Here is a 20,107-nt window from a genome sequence, read left to right as displayed (position 1 = left end):
ATGCTGGCTCAAGGCATCCACTGAGATCGCTGGGGCAGGAGAACCTTCCTGACACAGATCTTCATGACGTCCCGCATTACCTTGTTCATTTTGGCCAAATGGTGCTTGACTACATCTCATGCCCTGTTCCTTGGGAAAGCTCCCGAGCGGAGCCGATTGCCCATGATAAATCGATGCAATTGAATGCAATTGAACCAAAAACACGCGCAATAGGCCGGTGATCGGGCTTGTTTGGGCATCGAACTTGCTATGTAATGTTCCTATTTATATGTTTTATACGGATAAATAGTAGGCATATCGAAGAAGCTCAATTCCCAGCCCCACGTGACTCTCTCAAAGGAAAAATCATGAAATCAAGCGAACCTTTGCAAGCCCACTCGAGACTCTGGAACGACGACCTGGCGCCCACGCGGCCCGAGCAGCGCATATGGCGCTGGTATCACTTCGCCGCGCTCTGGGTGGGCATGGTGATGTGCATTCCCGCCTACACCCTTGCCGCCGGTTTGATCGAGTCCGGCATGTCCTGGTCCGAGGCCGTCGGCACGGTCTTCCTGGGCAACTTCATCGTGCTGATCCCGATGCTGCTGATCGGGCATGCGGGCGTGAAGTACGGCATTCCCTACGCGGTGCTCGCGCGTGCCTCGTTCGGCACCCGGGGCGCCCGCATACCGGCGCTGCTGCGCGCGCTCGTGGCATGCGGCTGGTACGGCATCCAGACCTGGTTCGGCGGGATGATGATCTACACGCTGGTCGGCGTGCTGATCGGCCATCCGCTCGAAGGCGAGAAGATCGCCTGGCTGGGCATCAACTTCTTCCAGCTGGCGAGCTTCCTCGTCTTCTGGGCTCTGCAGTTCTATTTCGTCATTCACGGCATCGAATCGATCCGCAAGCTCGAGACGTACACGGCGCCGCTGAAGATCCTCATCTGCTTCGTGCTGCTGGCGTGGGCGCTCAACCGCGCCGGAGGCCTGGGCCCGATCCTGCAGCAGCCCTCGCAGTTCGTCGAAGGCGGCAAGAAGGCGGGTCAGTTCGCAGCGGTCTTCTGGCCGTCGCTGACGGCCATGGTGGGCTTCTGGGCCACCCTTGCGCTGAACATTCCCGACTTCACGCGCTTCGCGAAATCGCAGCGCGACCAGATCGTCGGACAGGCGGTCGGGCTGCCCGTTCCCATGGGGCTGCTCGCGGCGCTTGCGGTGGTCGTCACCTCCGCCACGGTCGTGATCTACGGCAAGGCGATCTGGGACCCGGTCGACCTGGCCAGCCGCATGACGGGCGCGGCCGTGCTCATCGCGCTGATCGTGCTGCTGGTCGACACCGTCAGCGTCAACCTGGCGGCCAACCTGGTGGGCCCGGCCTACGATTTCTCCGCGTTGAATCCGCGGGCCATTTCTTATCGCACCGGGGGCTACATCACCGCGGGCATTGCGGTCGCGATGATGCCGTGGAAGCTGCTCGAATCCACGCAGGGCTACATCTTCACGTGGCTGATCGGCTACTCCGCGCTGCTCGGGCCGATCGCCGGCATCCTGATTGCCGACTACTACATCGTCCGCCGCACGCAGCTGCAGGTGAACGACCTGTACAGCGACCATGGCGAGTACCGGTACAAGAACGGGTGGAACCCTGCCGCAATCGCAGCGTTCATCGCCGGTGTCCTGCCCAACCTCCCCGGGTTCCTCAATGCGGCGCTGCCGAGCGTCTTTCCGGACGTGCCCGAAGTCTTCAAGACGATCTACACCTACGCATGGTTCGCGGGCATCGCCATCTCGACCGTCGTGTACGTTGCGTCGATGCGGCTGCAGAAGCAGACGACGGTGCCGCAACAGACCAGGCCTTCGGAGGCTTGAGCATGACGAACGCGCTCTTGATCCGAGGCGGGATCGTCGTCAATGCCGACCGGGAGTTCACGGCCGACGTGCTGTGCGTCGACGGGCAGATTGCCGCCATCGGCGCCGATGCCGCACGCCAGGCGCCGGCCGGCGCGGTGCAGCTGGACGCTTCCGGGCAGTACGTGCTGCCCGGCGGCATCGACCCTCACACGCACATGCAGCTGCCGTTCATGGGCACGGTCACGATGGACGATTTCTTCACCGGCACGGCCGCGGGCCTGGCCGGCGGGACCACGACCATCCTCGACTTCGTGATCCCCAACGCGCAGCAGTCCCTGATGGAAGCCTATGGCACCTGGAGAGAATGGGCGCGCAAGTCCGCCGCGGACTACGGCTTCCACGTCGCCATCACCTGGTGGGACGAGAGCGTGCACCGCGACATGGGCACCCTGGTGAATGAAGAAGGCGTGAGCAGCTTCAAGCACTTCATGGCCTACAAGAACGCCATCATGTGCGACGACGAGATCCTGGTGAAAAGCTTTCGCCGCGCACTCGAACTCGGCGCCATGCCCACGGTGCACGCCGAGAACGGCGAACTGGTCTACTTTCTCCAGCAGGAGCTGGCCGCCAGGGGCGTCACCGGGCCCGAGGGCCACCCGCTGTCGCGCCCGCCCGCGGTCGAGGCCGAGGCGGCCCAGCGGGCCATTGCCATCGCGGACGTGCTGGGCGTTCCCCTGTACGTCGTGCACGTGTCCTGCATGGAGGCCGCCGATGCAATTGCGCGCGCCCGCGCGGCCGGGCAACGGGTCTACGGCGAAGTCCTTGCGGGCCACCTGGTGGTCGACGAGAGCGTCTATCGCGCGCCCGGCTTCGCCAGTGCCGCGGCACACGTGATGAGCCCGCCGTTCCGCTCGAAGGCGCACCAGGAGTTTCTCTGGCGTGGCCTCCAGTCGGGCAGCCTGCAGACCACCGCGACCGATCACTGCACCTTCTGCGCGGCCCAGAAGGCCGCCGGCAAGGACGACTTCGCCAAGATACCGAACGGCTGCGGCGGCATCGAGGAACGCATGGCCGTGATCTGGGACGCCGGCGTCAACTCCGGTCGACTGACGCCCAGCGAATTCGTCGCCGTCACATCGACCAATGCGGCCAGGCTCTTCAACCTGTATCCCCGCAAGGGCCTGATCGCCCAGGGGGCCGATGCCGACCTCGTGCTGTGGGACCCGCAGGCCTCCAAGACCCTTTCGGCGGCAACGCAGCACTCCAGGGGCGACTTCAACATCTTCGAAGGACGCACCGTGCGCGGCATTCCGACGCACACGGTCAGCCAGGGGCGCGTGGTGCATGCCAACGGCGACCTGCGCGCAGAGCGGGGCGCGGGCCGCTATCTGCCGCGCCCTGCATTTGGTGCCAATTTCCAGGCGCTCGACAAACGTGCAAAGCAGCAGTTCGCTCCAATGGCGGCGAAGCCTTGAGCAGGCTGTGCTCGAACCCCGGCGCTGCGCGCAAGCCATGGCCGGTGGGGACGCAGTGGAGCTGAGCGACCATGGGTTGAAGCTCTCCATCGATCGCCGCAAAGGCCGCGCAAGCTCCCTGGTCAGCCAGCTTGTGGACGGCATTGCCGAGGCGATCGGGCAGCGCAGGATTCTGTCCGGCGAGAAGCTGCCGTCCGTGCGGCAGATGGCAATGCATCTGCAGCTCAGCACCTTCACCATTGCGCAGGCGTACCAGCGGCTGGTGTCGCTCGGCATGATCGCGTCGCGCCCCGGCGCCGGATTCATCGTGGCGAGCCCGGTCACGATGGAGCCCGCACCGCAGCCGCGCGTGCCGCCGTCCGGCCCCAACGATGCATGGCTCCTGTCGGAGGTGTTCTCCGACCAGACGGCGTCCATCAAGGCCGGCTGCGGGTGGCTTCCATCGGGCTGGCTCGACGGCATCGAATTCGGCCGAGCCCTGCGATCGCTGAGCCGCACCATGAAGAGCCAGGTCGGCGGGTACGGCCAGCCATTCGGCGACGCAAGCCTTCGGTCGCGCGTGGCCTTCGAGCTGGCGCGCTTCGGGGTGCCTGCCGACATCAACTCGGTGCTGATCACGCAGGGCGCCACGCAGGCCATCGACCTCGTCATCCGCTTTCTCCTCAAGCCGGATGACGTTGTCGTGGTCGAAGACCCTTGCTATTGCAACCTGCTCGAACGGCTGAAGCTGGCGCGCGTGCAGCTGCTGTTCGTGCCGCGCACGCCGGCGGGCCTGGACACCGACGTGCTGGAGGCCCTGGTGCAGAAGCACAAGCCCAAGGCCCTCTTCGTGAGCTCCGCGCTGCACAACCCCACGGGCACGTCGATCACCTTGCCGATGGCCTACAAGGTGCTCCAGATTGCGCAGCGCACGCAGATGCTCATCGTCGAGAACGACGTGAGCCGCGGGCTCGCTCCGCCAGATGCACCGATGCTGGCCGCCATGGCGGGCCTCGGGCCGGTCATCCACATCGGCGGATTTTCAAAGACCATTTCGCCGCTGCTGCGCGTGGGTTTCATCGCGGCCGATGCGGCCACCCTGGAAGCGCTGGTGCGCCTGAAGATGGTCACGGGTCTCACTTCTTCCGCGGTCACGGAAAAGGCCGTTCACCAGATTCTTGTCGACAGCGCCTACCGCCAGCATCTCGAACGGCTGCGCCATCGCCTGGCGGATGTGCACACGCAGATCGAGCGAAAGCTCTGCGCTGCCGGCGTGGAGCTGTTCCATCGCCCGCGCGGAGGCCTCTTTCTCTGGGGGCGCCTGCCGATCGATCCTGCCGAGGCCAGGGAAGTGACGGCACGCGCACTCAGGCAGGGCATCTGGCTCGCCCCGGGCATGTACTTCAGCGCATCGGACACCGCCAGCGCTTGGTTCCGCTTCAACGTGGCCTATTGCGACACGGACAGGTTCTGGCAGTTCCTGTCCGCGCTATGAGCGCGTTCTCATGAGAGGACCGCTTCGATCAGAAAAGGCCCCCTGCGCTTCAGCGCGCCGACGAAGACCTTGATGAACTCTTCCGCCGTGGAAGCCCGCGCGGCTTCCACGCCCATGCCCTTTGCCAGCGAGACCCAATCGAGAATGGGATCGGTGAGGTCGAAGCTGCCGCGCGTCTGGTGTTCGGGGGGCTTCACGCCCATGCGCCGCATCTCGTCGATCAGCAGCGCGTACTTCCTGTTGGCCAGAACGATCGTGATCGCATCGAGGTTCTCGTGCGCCTGCGTCCAGAGCCCCTGCAGCGTGTACATGCCGCTGCCGTCGGCTTGAAGCGTGATGACTTTTCTGTCGGGGCAGGCAATGGCAGCGCCCGTTGCCAGCGGAATCCCGATGCCGATCGAGCCACCGGTAATCTGCAGCCAGTCGTGCGGTGCCGCGTCGTACGACTTGGCAAAAAGCTGCGTCACGGAAGACAGGGCCTCGTCGCAGACGATGGCGTTGTCCGGCAGCAGCCGGGCAATCAGCTCCGCGAGCGCTTCGTTCGTGAGTGGGCCTAGTGGAAGATGTGGCTGGTCGCGGCGCCTTGCGGGCGGCGGCTCGTCCAGGACCAGCCGGACCGAAGAGAAGTGTTCCGCAAGGCCTTCGATTGCCGCCGCAACATCGCCCCCCGGTTCGCACAGCTCGATCACTTCGCAATCTTCGCGAAGCAGGCGGCTCGGCATGCCCGGATGCGCAAAGAATGCCACCGGCCGCTCGGCGCCGATCATGACGACCGCATCGAACTGCCCCAGCTGGGCCACGGCCAGGTCCGTCGCGTAGGCCACGCGCGGCACGGCGGGCCTTCCTGCCCCGCGTGCCATGCGCGCATTCGCAAAGGGGGCCAGCAGGCTGGCGCCGGTCTTGCGCGCGATCTCGGAAGCGAGCGCAAGGGTTTCCTGCCGCAGTGCGCGGCCACCGAGAAACAACGCCGTCTTCCGGTCGCTGCGCAGCAGGGCCACGGCCCGCTGTTCCTTCTCGCGATCAGGGGGCGGCGGTGAGTCGGCGAATCTTGTGAGACTCGGCGGCTGCACCGGGTCGGCATCGCCCCAGGTGACTTCCGCGGGCACGACCAGCGTGGCGACACCGGGCAGCGACCTGGCTGCCCGGCACGCATCGGAAACGGTCGAGGCAATGTCATGCACGGAGCCGATGCGTCCGTACCAGTTCGACATCGGCCTGGCGAGGCTCTCGATGTCGGAGGTCAGTGGAGCATTGAAGGGCAGGTGGTGCGTCGCATGGTCGCCGACGATGTTGACGATGGGTGTCCTGGCGCGCCTGGCGTTGTGAAGGTTCGCCAGCCCGTTGCCCAGGCCCGGGCCCAGGTGCAGCAGGGTCGCGGCGGGCTTGTCGGTCATGCGGCCATAGCCGTCGGCCGCGCCCGTGACCACGCCTTCGAACAGGCCCAGCACGCAGCGCAGGTCTGCCCGGCGCTCCATGCCGGCCACCAGGTGAAGTTCGGATGTTCCCGGGTTGGCAAAACAGACCTCGACGCCGGAGGCGATCAAGGTTTCGCAAATGACATCGGAGCCGTTCAATTCGTTCTCCATCTTTCTTCTTCAGCCCGTGCGGCGTTGCTGCGCAGGTGCTGCGGCGTCGATGTGCAGCGGGCAGCGGGTCAGCTTCTCGTCGTTGGTGTCCGTGAAGACGTACTGCTTCCACTCGAGGTCGCCCCGGTGGTAGGTGCCGACGACGTCCGGCGCCGGCTGCCCGTCGTACAGCTCCACCTGCCGGCGGATTCGCTGCCTCACCTTGTCGCCCTCCGGCGTGGGGCCGGCGAGCAGGTCGAAGCCCGCCCGCGGCTGCGTGACCATGGCCAGCGATCGACCGAGATTGCGGCTCTTGCGGTGCCGGTGCGCCGGCGCACTGACGTTGATGAAGAGCGGAACGCCCGCGAAGCACAGGCTCCAGAACGGCTGCTCGGGGTCGGTGGGGATCTCGGGTGGCCACGGTTCGGGATCGTTGTCGACCCAGTCCTGCATCACGTGCCACGCAGTCTGGTGGTAGTGATCGAGCGCCTGTTCCTGCGCTTCGGGCTTGAACAGGATCACCAGCACGTTCATGGACTCCTCGATCCCCGTCATCACCGAGACCGTCTTCAGGTACTCGCGCAGCCCCTGGCGCACGCGAGCGAGTTCGAGCGGATCGGTGTCGGAGCCCGCGAAGACGAAATGCAGCGTGTTCGTGCGGAACGCCGTACGCGCGAAGTTGCATGGGAACTTGCTCGGCTCCCGCAGGTAGCCGCTGAAGTCTTCCAGGCTCGCCTTGGCCCACGGGTAGGCGTTGTCGGCGCTGTCCACCCACTCGATGGCCTCCTGGTGAGTCAGTGTGACCTTGGGCGGAAGCACCGCGGGCGGCGCGGCCACCTCGGTGCACCAGGACGAATATTCCGGGTATCCGCCCGTCACCGTCGTCAGGTAGTGCGCCTGCAACTGGCGGGTGATTGGCCCCACCTCGCCGTCGCCGATGGGCAGGCGATCGACGGAAGTCACGGGAAGTATTTCGAACAGGGTGCCGCACATCAGCACTTCATCGGAAATCAGCAATTCGGTGCGGTCGATTTCGCGCTCCACGACCTGCAACCCCAATTTCTCCCTGGCCAGCACGATCAGCGTATCGCGGGTCAGGCTTTCCAGGATATCGGCGAATGTCGGGGGCGTGATCAGCACGCCGTCCCTGATGATGAAAAGGCATGCCGCCGGGCCTTCGGACACCTTGCCCCTGTTGTTCAGGATGATCGCGATATCAAAACCGTTATCGCGCGCTTCGTTTTGTGCAAGACGGCTGTTTTGGTAATTGGCCGCTACCTTGGCGCGTGGCGGTATGCAGTCGTCCGAAATTCGGCGCCAGGTGGAAATTGCAGCGGCAACTCCTTTTTCTATCTTCGGGGAGCGCGGCAGCGGAATTGCGGTAACGTGTGCGCCCGTGTCTTCGGTAGCAACCAATGGCTCGCCAGGGCCGGAATATCTGAAATACGTCGAAAGGTTGATTTGCGCATGCGCCTGGAATTCGCAGCGGCTCAGCAGCTCGACTGTCGCCTGCCGGAGCGTTGGCGTATCGTAGCGCGACTTCATTCGCATGATCTTCATCGACTGCTCGAGCCGTTTCAGATGATCGTCCAGGCGGAAGATGTACGATTTTTGAGTGGCCTCGTCCCAATAAGCACGAAGCCCTTCAAATATGTTCGCACCAAAAAATCCAGCCTGGGTGCGAACATGCAAAGTGCATTGCTCCCAATTGACAAATTCACCGTCCATCCACGCGATGCTGGGGTGCGGTGCTGGAAATACCGATCGACCGGAATTGCTGTCCATAAAATCTCCAGGAGATGAAGAAAAGGAAATCCGAGGCGATAAAAAGCCTTCGGCATCAGTTGGGCCAAAAAAGTCCCTGTCGGGATTGATGATTTGTCGAATTAAATAAAAAGGATTAACTGTCCGTATTTGCTCGAAAAGGAGATTGAAGAATAAAAACAATTGAAGCCGAGCGGATCGTACGGTGCCTTGTCGAAGGCATTCCATTTACGGTTCAAATCGTTATAAATAACTGTATTGGCACCAAAGTGGGGGCTGTATTGGTGGCGCAATTCGGCCGTCGGCGGTGCCCGGGCTGCCGCCGATGGCGTGCCCGCAGTCAGGAATTCAGGGGTGGAAGAGGTGGCCGGCTTGCGGCGCGCCTTTACTTGCTGTGGGGCTTCCCGCGCCCCGCCCAACGCGCGGCCAGCAGGGTTTCGATGTCGTGCACGCGCCGCCCTGTCGCGCGCGCAATCGCCTCGCGGTAGGGCGGCATGTTGGTGCACTCGAGCACGATGTCCTCGACCGATGGCGCAAGGCCTACAAGGCGGCATGCGGCGTCGACCACATTCCGGCCGGCCTCGACGAGGTCGAGCTGCGTTTCGTTGTTGAGGATGCGCCGGTGAAACTCGCACCCCGGCTCCACGCCCTGCACGGGCGTTGCTTGCGGCACGCCGGCCATGGCCAGGATGGCGGGGCTCAATGAAGCAGCATCGAAGGTCAGGATGCCCGGCCGCGCGAAGTCCCTGCATTGCAGCAGGCTCGACGTGACGACGGGAACGGGCACGGCGTCGGCCAGCGTGTCCTGGTAGGCGGCCAGAAAGCCGCAGCTGGTCGTGATCATCCCCGCGCCCTCGTCGACCATCGCCCGCGCGGCATCGACGAAGGGCTGCAGCAGCGCTGGGTCGGCCTGCTTCACGATGCGCTCGGGCGAAGCTCCCGTGACCACATGGAACCGCACCGGAATGCCATGGCGGCTGAAGGTTTCAGGGTTGCCGATGTCACCCGGTGGCCGCGGAAAGCGCGTGTCGAGCATCAGCACGCCAAGGAAGGCACCGGCGTCGCGGATCGTTGTCATCGTGGGGGGCCTGCCGTCACTCCACCGTGCTGCGGCGATCGATCTTGCGGCTCAGCACGATCGAGGTCTGCGTCTGGTTGACGCCGTCGATCTGTCCCATCTGGTCGAGAAGGGTGTCCAGCTGTTCGGGGCTGCTGCACCGGAGCAGGACCATGTAGTCGAACTGGCCGCTCACGGCCCACACTTCTTCCACTTCGGGCAAACGCCCGAGCGCCCTGATGATCACGGGGGCGCTTTTCGCATTGACGCTGAGGCCGCAGAAGGCCCGCACCGCAGCTTGCTCGAGCCGCTGGCCGAGGCGCACCCCGTACCCCGAGACGATGCCATCGCGCTCCAGCCGCGCGATGCGTGCGACCACGGTGGTCCTGGCGACCTTGAGCTTGCGCGCGAGGTTGGCGGCCGGCTCGCGGGCGTTGGCTTGCAGCAGCGTCAACAGGTGACGGTCCAGGTCGTCGAGTCGTAGGTCCATGGCGGCCCTGCAGCGGAAATGAGTGGATTGTGCCGCCGCGTCGCGGCCGTCGGGCGCCGAGATCTCGATGGCGGGGACCATCGCCTGCTCACGCTACGGTCGCGACGACGTTGTTGCTACTGCTGCTGGCGGCTTCCGACGAAGCCTTGAAGCGCCCGAGGAAGGCACGCGTCGATTCCTGCTGCGGGTTGTCGATCACCACGCCCGGCGGGCCGCATTCGGCGACGACGCCGTCGCGCATGAAGATCACCTGGTCGGCCACTTCGCGTGCAAAGCTGATCTCGTGCGTCACGAGGATCATCGTCATGCCCTCGCGGGCCAGACCCTTGATGACGTTGAGCACTTCGCCGACCAGCTCCGGGTCGAGCGCGGAAGTCGCTTCGTCGAACAGCATCACCGTGGGCTTCATCGCCAGCGCGCGCGCGATCGCAACGCGCTGCTTCTGTCCGCCCGACAGCTTGTCCGGGTAGTAGTCGGCCCGGTCGAGCAGGCCGACCTTCGCCAGCAGCGCGCGCGCCTCGGCCTCGGCCTGGGCCTTGGGCGTCTTCAGCACGGTGACCGGTCCTTCCATCACGTTGCGCAGCGCGGTCATGTGAGGGAAGAGGTTGAAGTGCTGGAACACCATGCCGGTCGAGGCCCGGAAGCGCGCGAGGCTGCGCTCGCTGGGCAGCGTGGTGCGCGCGCCGTCGAACTCGATGGTCTGCTCGCCGACCGTGATGCGCCCGGCATTCGGAATCGACAGCAGGTTGATGCACCGCAGCAGCGTCGACTTGCCCGAGCCCGAGGGCCCGATCATCGCGACCACCTGGCCGCGTTCGATCTGCAGCGAGATGTCCTTCAGCACGACGTTCTGCCCGAAGGCCTTCTTCAGGTTGGTGATTTCGATCAGGGGACTGGCCATGTCAAACCTCTTTCGGGCCGGAGCCGAATTCCATGCGCTTGGCCCAGATCGTGATGGGCAGCAGAACCGCGAAGTAGGCGATTGCGATGAATGTGTAGAGCTCCAGCGGCCGGTAGGTGTCGTGCGCGATGACCTGGCCCTGGTAGAGCAGGTCGGGAACGGCCAGCACTGACAGCAGCGAGGTGTTCTTCAGCTGCATGATCGACTGGTTCATCAGCGGCGGCACCATCTTCTTGAACGCCTGCGGAAGAATCACGCGCCGCAGCATCTGCAGCCGCGTCATGCCCAGCGCCTTGGCGGCTTCGGTCTGGCCGGTGTCGATCGAGATGATCCCGCCGCGCACGATCTCCGAATAGAAGGCGCCGCCGTAGAGCGACAGGCACAGCGTGGCGGCCACGACCGCCGACATCTCGAGCCCGGTCAGCACCGGCAGCGCGTAGTAGAACCACACGAGCTGCACCAGCACCGGCGTGCAGCGGAAGACTTCGATGTAGGCGCGCAGCGGCGCGGTGATGAGCGGGTTGCTCGACAGCCGGCCCAGGCCCGTCACCAGGCCGACGAACAGCCCCAGCACTACGCAGATCACCGTGAAGAGCAGGGTGTAGAGCAGGCCCGACACCAGCAGGCTGCGGTATTTCCAGAGCACGCCGAAGTCCCAGTCGTAGCCGCCTGCTGCGCCTCCCAGGGCACCGCCCGAGAAGTGTTTCAGGGCGGCCCAGGCGCCCGCGAGGGCCAGGACGATCAGCAGGGCCGTGCCGAGCTGGGAGCGGCTCTTCGGCTCGCTCGAAGATTCCACGCTGTCCATCGGGGCGTCCTCAGAACTTGATTTCGGGCGGGAAGGCACTGGCGGGCACGCCCGCGAGTTTCTCCATGTTCTTCAGGATGATGCTGCGGACTTCGCCCTTCGCGCGGACATCGGTCAGCCAGGCGTTGACGGCCTTCTGCATGCCGGTGTCGGTTTCCTTGCGCAGGCCGATGCTCACCGGCGCGGTGTAGACCGGCTGCGGGATGTACATGGTGCCGATGGAGCCGCGCTTGGCGAGCAGCGGCTGGGCCAGCAGGATCACCAGCACCTGGCAATCGGAGCGGCCGGCCTGCAGCGACATCGTGGCGGCGCCGGAGTTTTCCAGGCGCGAGACATCGGCCTTGGGCAGCACGCGCGTTGCCAGCTGGTCGTGGCTGGAGCCGACGTCCACCACGATCTTCATGTCGGGCGAGTTCAGCTGCTCCCAGGTCTTCTGCGGAATGCCCTTCTTGCACACCACCGTGTAGGTGTTGTCGAAGAGCGTGTCGGAGAAGCCCACCACTTCCTTGCGGGCCGGCGTGGGGGCCATGCCGAACATGGCGTCGATCTTGTTGGACTGCAGGTCGAGCACCGCGTTGCCCCAGGTGGTCTCGACGTACTCGACCTTGGCGCCGAGCTTCTGCCCCAGGCTTTCCGCGAAGTCGGGGCCGAAGCCTTCCCACTTGCCGGTGGTGATGTCCTTGGCGAAATACGGAATGGCGCCTGCGACCGCACCGACGCGCAATACCTTGGTGCGCTGCACGCGGGCCAGCGAGCTTTCTGCTGATTCCTGCGCGAAGGCCGAGCCCAGCGCGCAGACGGTTGTCACAGCCACGAGGGCACGGAAAAGGATTCGTTTGGTAAGCACGTTCACTCCAAGCAAGAAGCTCGCCATAAAAAGAAAAGGAAAGTATCGCTTCCCAGCCCGAGTCCGAGTCTAGAAGTGCGGACTGTCACAAGCAACGCGGCACATCGTCAGGACGACGGATTTCTCTCGTCATACCGTCAGAGTCTTCGGCGATATGCAGTCTGCCGCGTCGTTTCGACGGTTCCGGCCGGGCACGCAGCGCTTCGTTGCGCGCGGCGACTTCGGATCTGAAAAGACGTTACTCCTGCCGATAGTCCAAGCTGACGAACGGCGTCGTCGTATCGACGAAGCGCGCAGCCCTTTCGCCGATCTGCTCTCTATCAACTGCCAGGACTCACTTTTACAGTTCTTTTACAGGGCAACGGTGCCCCGCAGGAGAAATGAAATGACCAAAGTGAAGATCGAGAAAGTTCTGGTTCTGGGTGCCGGCAAGGTCGGCAGCACCGTGGCCGACATGATTGCGGAATACCACCGCCTGCCCGTGACGCTGGCCGACGTGAGGCCGGGCCGCGGCGACGAAAACGACCCGCTGGTGCAGCGCATCGCGCTCGACGTCGAAAGCACCGAAGACCTGCGCACGGCGCTGCGCGCGCACTCGGTGGTGATCAACTGCCTGCCGTTCTTCCTCGCGCAGCGCGTGGCCACCGAAGCCGCTGCATGCGGCGTGCATTACTTCGACCTCACCGAGGACGTGGCGGCGACCAAGGCCATCCGCGAGATCTCGAAGACGGCGACCTCGGTCCTCATGCCCCAGAGCGGCCTGGCGCCCGGCGTGATCGGCATGCTCGGCGGCTACCTCGCCAGCCGCTTCGACGAGCTCTACGACCTGCGCCTGCGGGTGGGCGCACTCACGCGCAATGCCACCAACAGCCTGCGCTACAACTTCACCTGGAGCATCGACGGCGTCATCAACGAGTACTGCAATCCGTGCGACGCCATCGTGAACGGCCAGCTGGTGTCGGTGCAGCCGATGGAAGGGCACGAGACCTTCACGCTCGATGCCGAGGCCTTCGAGGCCTTCAACACCTCCGGCGGCCTGGGCACGCTGTGCGAGACGCTCGAGGGCAAGGTCCGCAACCTCGACTACAAGACCATCCGCTATCCCGGCCATCGCGACGCGATGAACTTCCTGCTGCACGACCTGCGCCTGATCGAGCGGCGCGACCTGCTGCGCCAGGTGCTCGAGCATGCGGTGCCGCACAGCCGCGAAGACGTGGTGATCCTGTTTGCATCGGCCTCGGGCATGCGCAATGGCCGCTTCGAGCAGGAGACGCGCGTCGGGCGCGTGTTCGGAGCGCCGCTGCGTGGCAAGGACCGTACCGCCATCGAACTGACCACGGCCGCCGGCGTCGTCGGCGTGTTCGAACTGCTGCGGCAGGGCCAGCTTCCCGCGCACGGTTTCGTCGGGCAGGAGCAGGCGCCGCTCGGGCAGTTCCTTGCGACCAAGGTCGGCCACTACTACCAGGGCCTGGGCGTGGCGTCGTTCGCTCCCGCGCCAAGGCCCAAGGGCGAACCCGCGCACGCCTGATCGATCCGTCCATCTGCAGGCCGAGGACGTCGCGTACCTGGCCTGGCCCTCGCCGCCGACGAAAATCGAGGGAATGAACAAGAACACTGTTGCCATTCTGGGCGCCGGCATCGTCGGCGTGTCGTGCGCCCTGGAGCTTCAACGCAGAGGGCATGAGGTCACGCTCTTCGACCGCACTGCCCCGGGCCGAGAGACCTCGTATGGCAACGCTGGAGTAATCGCACGCAGCTCGCTGATGCCGTTCAATCATCCCGGGTTGTGGTCGGTACTGCCGAAGCTTTTGAAGAACACTGCGGCGAGCTTTCGCTACGACCCCGCGTTCCTTGCGAAGAATCTTTCGTGGGCCGTGCGCTTTCTTGCCAGTGCGCGCGTCAGCGTGTTCCAGGAAACCACCACCGCGCTGGATGCGCTGATCCGGCTCTCGACGTCGGAACACCGGCGCCTGCTCGTCGAGGCCGAGGCGGCGCATCGCCTGCGCACCAACGGTTGGCTGTTTCTCTACCGCAACGAAGAAGGCTTTGCCGGCAGCCGTCTTTCGCGCGAGACCTTCGATCGCTTCGGCGTTGCCACGCGCGTGCTGGATGCGAAGGAGCTCTCGGACATCGAGCCTCATCTGAAGCCTCTTTTTCCGCGCGCGCTGTGGATCCAGGACACCGATTCGGTGGACAGCCCGGGCCGCGTCGTGGAGGCGTACGCCAGGCTTTTCGTCTCACGCGGAGGGCAGATCAAACAGGCGTCGATCAGCGGACTCGGCCGCTCCGGCGCAGGCGATGCCTGGCAGCTCCGCGAGGAGGGCGGCGCGATGCACGAGGCGTCGAAGGTCGTGCTCGCGTTGGGGCCGTGGACCCGGGAGTTCGCGAAGAAGTCGCTCGGCATTTCTGTGCCGATGGCGTTCGAGCGCGGCTATCACATGCACTACAGCGCGGTGGGCAACGCCTCGCTCGGACGGCCCGTGTACGACACCGGCGGCGCCTATGTGCTGTCGCCCATGGAGCAGGGCCTGCGCCTTTCCACCGGCGTGCAGCTCGCGCAGCGCGATGCGCCCAAGAACTTCGTTCAACTCGACCTTGCGGAACGCGCGGCACGCGAAGCGTTTCCGCTGGAAAGCCGTCTCGAACCGGAGGCCTGGATGGGAAGCCGGCCCACATTGCCGGACAGCCGGCCGATCGTCGGTGAATGCCCGCGGCATCCCGGCCTGTGGCTTGCGTTCGGCCATCAGCACATCGGCTTCAACACCGGTCCGGGAACAGCCCGCCTGCTGGCATCGCTGATGCACGGTGAGCCTTGCGACATCGATCCGCTGCCGTTCGCGCCCGGTCGCTTTCTTCGATAGCCGACATTTCTGGCGCTGTCGCAAGCCGCCTGTGACATCAATGTCATGGGATTGCGCGATTCGCCAAAGCAATCCGCGCCCAATGCATTCGTCCGTGTTACCAATGGCACGCGGTTGTGCGGCGCAAACGATTGGCATGCATGTTGCTGAATTAAATTTTTACAAAAATTTGGCAGATGGCACATCCGTTGGACGACAAGAGCGGCTTTTCTCTGGACCGCCGTACGTTTTTTCTGGGCACGGCAAGCGCCCTGGCACTGGGAACAACGGCTTGCGGCGGTGGAGGAGGCAGCTTCTCGGTCGCGTCGGGCGCTGGCACCTCTGGCGCCGCACAGCAGGGAACGGTCGCGGCAGGGTCGGCCGATGCAGCAGCCGTTGCCGATGTCGTTGTCCCTGAATCGACGACCCCATCCGTGGAGGCGCGCAAGTTCGTGCACCCCGGCCTGCTGCACACCGAAGCCGACTTCGAACGCATGCGCCAGAAGGTCAAGGACAAGGCGCAACCCTGGCTCGACGGCTGGAACGCATTGACGGGCAACGGCCGCGCGCAGCTCGGTGCGAAGCCGCGCCCGCTGGCCACCGTGATCCGCGGCGGCGACGGCCAGAACTTCGCGCAGATGTACATCGACATCGCGCGCGCCTATCAACTGGCGCTGCGCTGGAAGGTCTCGCAGGACACGCGCTATGCCGATCTGGCCGTGGTCTTCCTGAACGAATGGTCATCCACGATGACCACGCTCACCGGCAATGCGGACCGCTTCCTGGCCGCTGGTATCTACGGCTACCAGTTCGCCAACGCGGCCGAGATCATGCGCACCTACGAGGGCTGGGCCGCCTCCGATTTCGCGCGCTTCCAGAAGATGATGCTGGACATCTTCTACCCGCTCAACCACAGCTTCCTCACCGACCATAACGGCACCAACGTCACTGGCATCACCAACTACTGGGCCAACTGGGACCAGTGCACCCTGGCCGCGATGCTGGCCATCGGCGTGCTGTGCGACCGGCAGGACATCTACGACGAGGCAATGAGCTACTACAAGACAGGCCAGGGCAACGGCGCGGGCCTGCAAGCGGTCTATTACGTACATCCCGGCTACCTTGGCCAATGGCAGGAAAGCGGGCGCGACCAGGGGCACAGCACGCTCGGCATCGGGCTTGCGGGCGCATTCTGCGAGATGGCCTGGAACCAGGGCGACGACATCTACGGCTACGAGAACAACCGCTTCCTGGCCGGTGCCGAGTACGTGGCGAAGTCCAATCTTCGCGATGGTGCGGGCGCTTTCTACACGGTGCCGTACGTCACCAACATCAACAGGCAGGGCACGCAATCCGTGCTGTCGACGGGAAGCCAGGGGAGCCGCCGACCTGTCTGGGAGAGCGTGCACAACCACTACGCGAATCGCCTGGGCATCGCGACGCCCTACACCGCCCTGCAGGTCGCGCAGATGTACCCTGAGGGGGACGGTGGCAACGGCGACCAGTTGGGCTTCGGCACGCTGACCTTCACGCGCGATCCGCTCGCGGCACAGGGAAAGCCGAGCGGGCTCACGGCCCGGGTGCGCGGCACGCAGGTGGTGCTGTCATGGTGGGGCTGCCCCGACGCGCAGAGCTATTCGGTCAAGCGCGCGAGCACCGCGGGCGGGCCGTACAGCACCATCGCCCCGGACATCACTGACACGCTCACGTTCACGGACAGCAGCGTCGTTGCCGGAGAAGTCTGGTACTACGTGATCGTTGCGGTGACTGCGTCGGGTGAGAGCGCTGCCTCCAATGAAGAGAGGGCAGCGATCAAGGCCGAGCTGCTGATGCAGCTCAAGTTCGATGAAGCGAGCGGCACCACAGCTGCCGACGCGACCGGCCGGTTCGGCGCCAGCGCATTGCAAGGCGGCGCGGCCTGGGTTGCCGGACGCGAAGGCAATGCAGTTGTGCTCGACGGCAAGGCCGGCAGCTATGTCGCCCTGCCTGCGGGCGTGGTGTCGAAAGACCTTGCCGACTTCAGCATCACCGCATGGCTGTACATCGACAGCCTCGCGACGTGGTCGCGGGTCTTCGACTTCGGCTCCGGCGAGCGCCGCTACATGATGCTGACCGCCCGCAGCAACAGCGGCACGCCGCGTTTCGCGATCTCCACCGTCCACGGCTACAACGAGCAGGTGATCGACGGATCGGCGGCGCTGCCGACCGGCAAGTGGGTGCACGTTGCGGTGACCGTGTCTGGCGCGCTCGGCACCTTGTACGTGGACGGCGTCGAGGCCGGCTCCAACGCGCAGATGAGCCTGGGGCCCTTCGACCTCGGCTCGACAACGCAGAACTGGCTGGGGCGTTCGCAGTTCTCCGGCGATTCGTATCTCAAGGGGCGCATCGACGACTTCCGCATCTACAGCGGCGCGCTGGGCAGCGCGGACGTGGCGGCGCTGGCCCAGTAGGAAGTTTCTAGCCCAGCCCGCCCTGGCAGACGTACTTGATGTGCATGTAGTCCTCCAGGCCATGCACCGAGCCTTCGCGGCCGTAGCCTGATTCCTTCACGCCGCCGAAGGGCGCGGCCTCGGCGGCCAGCGCGCCTTCGTTGATACCGACGATGCCCGACTCCAGCGCATCGGCCACGCGCGAGATGCGGCGCACGTCGGTCGAATAGAAGTACGCCGCGAGCCCGAAGGGTGTGTCGTTGGCTGCGGCAATCACTTCGGCCTCGGTCTCGAAGCGCATGACGGGCACCACGGGGCCGAAGGTTTCCTCGCAGCTGCATTCCATCGTCGAGTCGGCATTCACCAGCACGGTGGGCGCGTAGTAGTTGGGCCCATCGCAGCGTGCATTGCGCAGCCGCTCGCCGCCGACGACGATGCGCGCGCCCCTGGAGACGGCGTCGCGCACGTGGCGCTCGATCTTGTCGACCGCGCGCGCGTTGATCATCGGACCGATCTGCGAGTCTGACTCGGTGGCGGGCCCCACGCGCAGCGCACCGACCCGCGCGGCCAGCTTGTCGACGAAGGCGTCGTGCACCCGGGCCTGCACGAACACGCGGTTCGGGCACACGCAGGTCTGGCCGCCATTGCGGAACTTGGAGGCCATCAGGCCTTCCACCGCGGCGTCGATGTCGGCGTCGTCGAACACGATGAAGGGCGCGTTGCCGCCGAGCTCGAGAGAGAGCTTCTTCAGCGTGTCGGCCGAAGCCCGCGCCAGGTGCTTGCCCACGGGCGTGGAGCCGGTGAAGCTGATCTTGCGCACGCGCGCATCGGCCAGCCACACGTCCACCACCTCGGGTGTGCGTTCGCGTGATGCGGTGACGATGTTGAGCACGCCTGGCGGCACGCCGGCTTCCTGCGCCAGCTTCACGAGGGCCAGCGAAGTCAAGGGCGTGTCTTCGGCCGGCTTGCACACCACCGTGCAGCCCGCTGCGAGGGCTGGTGCGATCTTGCGCGCGATCATGGCTGCCGGAAAATTCCAGGGCGTGATCGCTGCGACCACGCCGACCGGCTCTCTCAACGCGAGCATGCGGCGGCCAGTTACCGGCGCGGGAATCACTTCGCCATTGGCGCGCGTGGCCTCTTCGGCAAACCACTCGACGTAGCTGGCCGCGTAGGCGATCTCTCCAACTCCCTCGGCCAGCGGCTTTCCTTGCTCGCGCGAGACGAGGCGGCCCAGGTCCTGCTGATGCGCCAGCATCAGGTCGTTCCAGCGCTTGAGGATCTGCGCGCGCTGCTTCGCAGGCACTGCGCGCCATGCGGGGAAGGCCGCGTGCGCGGCGTCGACGGCCGCGCGTGCGTCGGCGGCCGTGCCGTCGGGCACGCTCGCGAAGACGGCGTCGGTTGCGGGGTTGGTCACGTCGAGGCGGCGGGCGTCGCTGGCCTCGCGCCATTCGGCGCCGATGAGATGCCGGCCGGGCATCAGGTCTTTGTGTTCGAGTTCGAGTGTCGTCATGGTCGAAAAGTCTTTCTTGTTTCAGGCGGCCGCAACGAGCTCGGCAATCGCGATGCCCACTTCGGTGGTGCTCGCCGTACCACCGAGATCGCGCGTGCGCGGACCCTCGCGCAGCACCGCCTCGATGGCGCCCAGGATCGCATCGTGCGCCGCGCGGCCTGCGCCTTGCCCCTGCGTGAGAAAGTCCAACATCAGCGCGCCAGACCAGATCATCGCGATCGGGTTGGCGATGTTCTGGCCGTAGATGTCGGGCGCCGAGCCGTGCACCGGCTCGAACAGCGACGGAAACTTGCGCTCGGGGTTCAGGTTGGCCGACGGCGCAAGGCCGATGGTGCCGGTGGTCGCGGGCCCGAGGTCGGAGAGGATGTCGCCGAACAGGTTGCTCGCCACCACCACATCGAAGCGCGTGGGCTGCAGCACGAAGCGCGCCGACAGGATGTCGATGTGCTGCTTGTCGACCGTCACGTCGGGGTAGTCGAGGCCCACCGCATCGGCACGTCCGTCCCACCAGGGCATGCTGATCGCGATGCCGTTGCTCTTGGTGGCCACCGTCAGGTGCTTGCGCTTGCGCGCACGCGCGGTCTCGTAGGCGTACCGCAGCACGCGGTCGGCGCCGTGGCGCGAGAAGACCGATTCCTGGATCACGATCTCGCGCTCGGTGCCCTCGTACATCACGCCGCCGAGCGAGGTGTACTCGCCCTCGGTGTTCTCGCGCACCACGAGGTAGTCGATGTCGCCGGGCTTGCGGCCGGCCAGCGGGCAGGGCACGCCCTCGAACAGGCGCACCGGGCGCAGGTTGATGTACTGGTCGAACTCGCGGCGGAACTTCAGCAGCGATCCCCAGAGCGACACGTGGTCGGGCACCGTCGCGGGCCAGCCGACGGCGCCGAAGAACAGCGCATCGACGCCCTTGAGCTGTTCCTTCCAGTCGTCCGGCATCATCTGGCCGTGCGCTGCGTAGTAGTCGGCGCTGGCCCAGTCGATGGTGCGGCAGTCGAGCTCGAAGCCGAAGCGCTCCGCGGCGGCCTGCACCACGCGCAGGCCCTCGGGCATTACTTCCTTGCCGATGCCGTCGCCGGCAATCAGCGCGATGCGGAAGGTCGGTGTCATTTCGGTCC

Annotated in this window: 16 protein-coding genes; 7 read left to right on the top strand and 9 right to left on the bottom strand. The window is 65.3% G+C overall.

What is annotated here, in order from left to right:
• The 4 genes from ACSFCA_RS30595 to ACSFCA_RS30580 all read left to right on the top strand — a co-directional run.
• A partial coding sequence (locus ACSFCA_RS30595; protein WP_435462115.1) for a hypothetical protein occupies positions 1-221 on the top strand: 221 nt, incomplete at its 5' end.
• Between the two features lie 126 nt (positions 222-347).
• Complete coding sequence (locus tag ACSFCA_RS30590; protein ID WP_435462114.1) at positions 348-1,847, top strand: NCS1 family nucleobase:cation symporter-1; 1,500 nt, start codon at positions 348-350, stop codon at positions 1,845-1,847.
• A 2-nt stretch (positions 1,848-1,849) separates the two neighbouring features.
• Positions 1,850-3,304, top strand: coding sequence for a dihydropyrimidinase (gene hydA / locus ACSFCA_RS30585; protein WP_435462113.1), 1,455 nt, complete (start codon positions 1,850-1,852; stop codon positions 3,302-3,304).
• A gap of 7 nt (positions 3,305-3,311) precedes the next feature.
• The gene (locus ACSFCA_RS30580) at positions 3,312-4,778 is read left to right on the top strand and encodes an aminotransferase-like domain-containing protein (RefSeq protein WP_258351663.1); all 1,467 of its coding nucleotides are present in this window, start codon (positions 3,312-3,314) and stop codon (positions 4,776-4,778) included.
• 8 nt (positions 4,779-4,786) lie between these two features.
• Here the strand turns inward: ACSFCA_RS30580 and ACSFCA_RS30575 are convergent, their stop codons facing one another.
• The 7 genes from ACSFCA_RS30575 to ACSFCA_RS30545 form a co-directional block, all read right to left on the bottom strand.
• Positions 4,787-6,352, bottom strand: a complete 1,566-nt coding sequence (locus tag ACSFCA_RS30575) for an acetolactate synthase large subunit (protein WP_435462118.1) — start codon at positions 6,350-6,352, stop codon at positions 4,787-4,789.
• Between the two features lie 21 nt (positions 6,353-6,373).
• On the bottom strand, positions 6,374-8,128 hold the full coding sequence (locus tag ACSFCA_RS30570; protein WP_435462111.1) for a branched-chain amino acid transaminase: 1,755 nt from the start codon (positions 8,126-8,128) through the stop codon (positions 6,374-6,376).
• Between the two features lie 364 nt (positions 8,129-8,492).
• The gene (locus ACSFCA_RS30565; RefSeq protein WP_435462110.1) at positions 8,493-9,185 is read right to left on the bottom strand and encodes an aspartate/glutamate racemase family protein; all 693 of its coding nucleotides are present in this window, start codon (positions 9,183-9,185) and stop codon (positions 8,493-8,495) included.
• Positions 9,186-9,201: 16 nt separating this feature from the next.
• Entirely contained in the window at positions 9,202-9,654 is a 453-nt protein-coding gene (locus ACSFCA_RS30560; RefSeq protein ID WP_435462109.1) for an Lrp/AsnC family transcriptional regulator, read from the bottom strand.
• A gap of 88 nt (positions 9,655-9,742) precedes the next feature.
• A complete protein-coding gene (locus ACSFCA_RS30555) occupies positions 9,743-10,555 on the bottom strand; it encodes an amino acid ABC transporter ATP-binding protein (RefSeq protein ID WP_435462108.1) in 813 nt (270 codons plus the stop codon).
• Position 10,556: 1 nt separating this feature from the next.
• On the bottom strand, positions 10,557-11,360 hold the full coding sequence (locus ACSFCA_RS30550; protein ID WP_258351660.1) for an amino acid ABC transporter permease: 804 nt from the start codon (positions 11,358-11,360) through the stop codon (positions 10,557-10,559).
• A gap of 10 nt (positions 11,361-11,370) precedes the next feature.
• Positions 11,371-12,174, bottom strand: a complete 804-nt coding sequence (locus ACSFCA_RS30545) for a transporter substrate-binding domain-containing protein (RefSeq protein ID WP_258351659.1) — start codon at positions 12,172-12,174, stop codon at positions 11,371-11,373.
• Between the two features lie 418 nt (positions 12,175-12,592).
• Between ACSFCA_RS30545 and ACSFCA_RS30540 the strand changes: the two genes are divergently transcribed.
• The 3 genes from ACSFCA_RS30540 to ACSFCA_RS30530 all read left to right on the top strand — a co-directional run bounded on the left by ACSFCA_RS30540 (position 12,593) and on the right by ACSFCA_RS30530 (position 17,497).
• On the top strand, positions 12,593-13,735 hold the full coding sequence (locus tag ACSFCA_RS30540; RefSeq protein WP_258351658.1) for a saccharopine dehydrogenase family protein: 1,143 nt from the start codon (positions 12,593-12,595) through the stop codon (positions 13,733-13,735).
• Positions 13,736-13,808: 73 nt separating this feature from the next.
• Positions 13,809-15,068: an NAD(P)/FAD-dependent oxidoreductase gene (locus ACSFCA_RS30535; protein ID WP_435462107.1), complete on the top strand. Its 1,260-nt coding sequence runs from the start codon at positions 13,809-13,811 to the stop codon at positions 15,066-15,068.
• Positions 15,069-15,244: 176 nt separating this feature from the next.
• Positions 15,245-17,497 (top strand): LamG-like jellyroll fold domain-containing protein, encoded by a 2,253-nt coding sequence (locus tag ACSFCA_RS30530; RefSeq protein WP_435462106.1) that lies wholly within the window; start codon positions 15,245-15,247, stop codon positions 17,495-17,497.
• 7 nt (positions 17,498-17,504) lie between these two features.
• Here ACSFCA_RS30530 and ACSFCA_RS30525 read toward each other — a convergent pair whose 3' ends face one another.
• Both ACSFCA_RS30525 and ACSFCA_RS30520 read right to left on the bottom strand, forming a co-directional pair.
• The gene (locus ACSFCA_RS30525; protein ID WP_435462105.1) at positions 17,505-18,989 is read right to left on the bottom strand and encodes an NAD-dependent succinate-semialdehyde dehydrogenase; all 1,485 of its coding nucleotides are present in this window, start codon (positions 18,987-18,989) and stop codon (positions 17,505-17,507) included.
• A 21-nt stretch (positions 18,990-19,010) separates the two neighbouring features.
• Positions 19,011-20,099, bottom strand: coding sequence for a tartrate dehydrogenase (locus ACSFCA_RS30520; RefSeq protein WP_258355380.1), 1,089 nt, complete (start codon positions 20,097-20,099; stop codon positions 19,011-19,013).
• Positions 20,100-20,107 lie beyond the last annotated feature (8 nt).

It is taken from the genome of Variovorax multivorans (genome assembly GCF_051216835.1).
Classification (GTDB): Bacteria; Pseudomonadota; Gammaproteobacteria; order Burkholderiales; family Burkholderiaceae_C; genus Variovorax.
The sequence above is the reverse complement of the archived record's forward strand: the minus strand, read 5'-3'. Positions and strand labels throughout refer to the sequence as shown.

Bases quoted from the DNA above. Each gene is read 5' to 3' on its own strand.
- ACSFCA_RS30540 (WP_258351658.1), top strand. From the start codon at position 12,593: ATGACCAAAGTGAAGATCGAGAAAGTTCTGGTTCTGGGTGCCGGCAAG.
- ACSFCA_RS30565 (WP_435462110.1), bottom strand. From the start codon at position 9,185: ATGACAACGATCCGCGACGCCGGTGCCTTCCTTGGCGTGCTGATGCTC.
- ACSFCA_RS30530 (WP_435462106.1), top strand. From the start codon at position 15,245: ATGGCACATCCGTTGGACGACAAGAGCGGCTTTTCTCTGGACCGCCGT.
- ACSFCA_RS30525 (WP_435462105.1), bottom strand. From the start codon at position 18,989: ATGACGACACTCGAACTCGAACACAAAGACCTGATGCCCGGCCGGCAT.
- ACSFCA_RS30555 (WP_435462108.1), bottom strand. From the start codon at position 10,555: ATGGCCAGTCCCCTGATCGAAATCACCAACCTGAAGAAGGCCTTCGGG.
- ACSFCA_RS30560 (WP_435462109.1), bottom strand. From the start codon at position 9,654: ATGGACCTACGACTCGACGACCTGGACCGTCACCTGTTGACGCTGCTG.
- hydA (WP_435462113.1), top strand. From the start codon at position 1,850: ATGACGAACGCGCTCTTGATCCGAGGCGGGATCGTCGTCAATGCCGAC.
- ACSFCA_RS30550 (WP_258351660.1), bottom strand. From the start codon at position 11,360: ATGGACAGCGTGGAATCTTCGAGCGAGCCGAAGAGCCGCTCCCAGCTC.
- ACSFCA_RS30570 (WP_435462111.1), bottom strand. From the start codon at position 8,128: ATGGACAGCAATTCCGGTCGATCGGTATTTCCAGCACCGCACCCCAGC.
- ACSFCA_RS30535 (WP_435462107.1), top strand. From the start codon at position 13,809: ATGAACAAGAACACTGTTGCCATTCTGGGCGCCGGCATCGTCGGCGTG.
- ACSFCA_RS30520 (WP_258355380.1), bottom strand. From the start codon at position 20,099: ATGACACCGACCTTCCGCATCGCGCTGATTGCCGGCGACGGCATCGGC.
- ACSFCA_RS30590 (WP_435462114.1), top strand. From the start codon at position 348: ATGAAATCAAGCGAACCTTTGCAAGCCCACTCGAGACTCTGGAACGAC.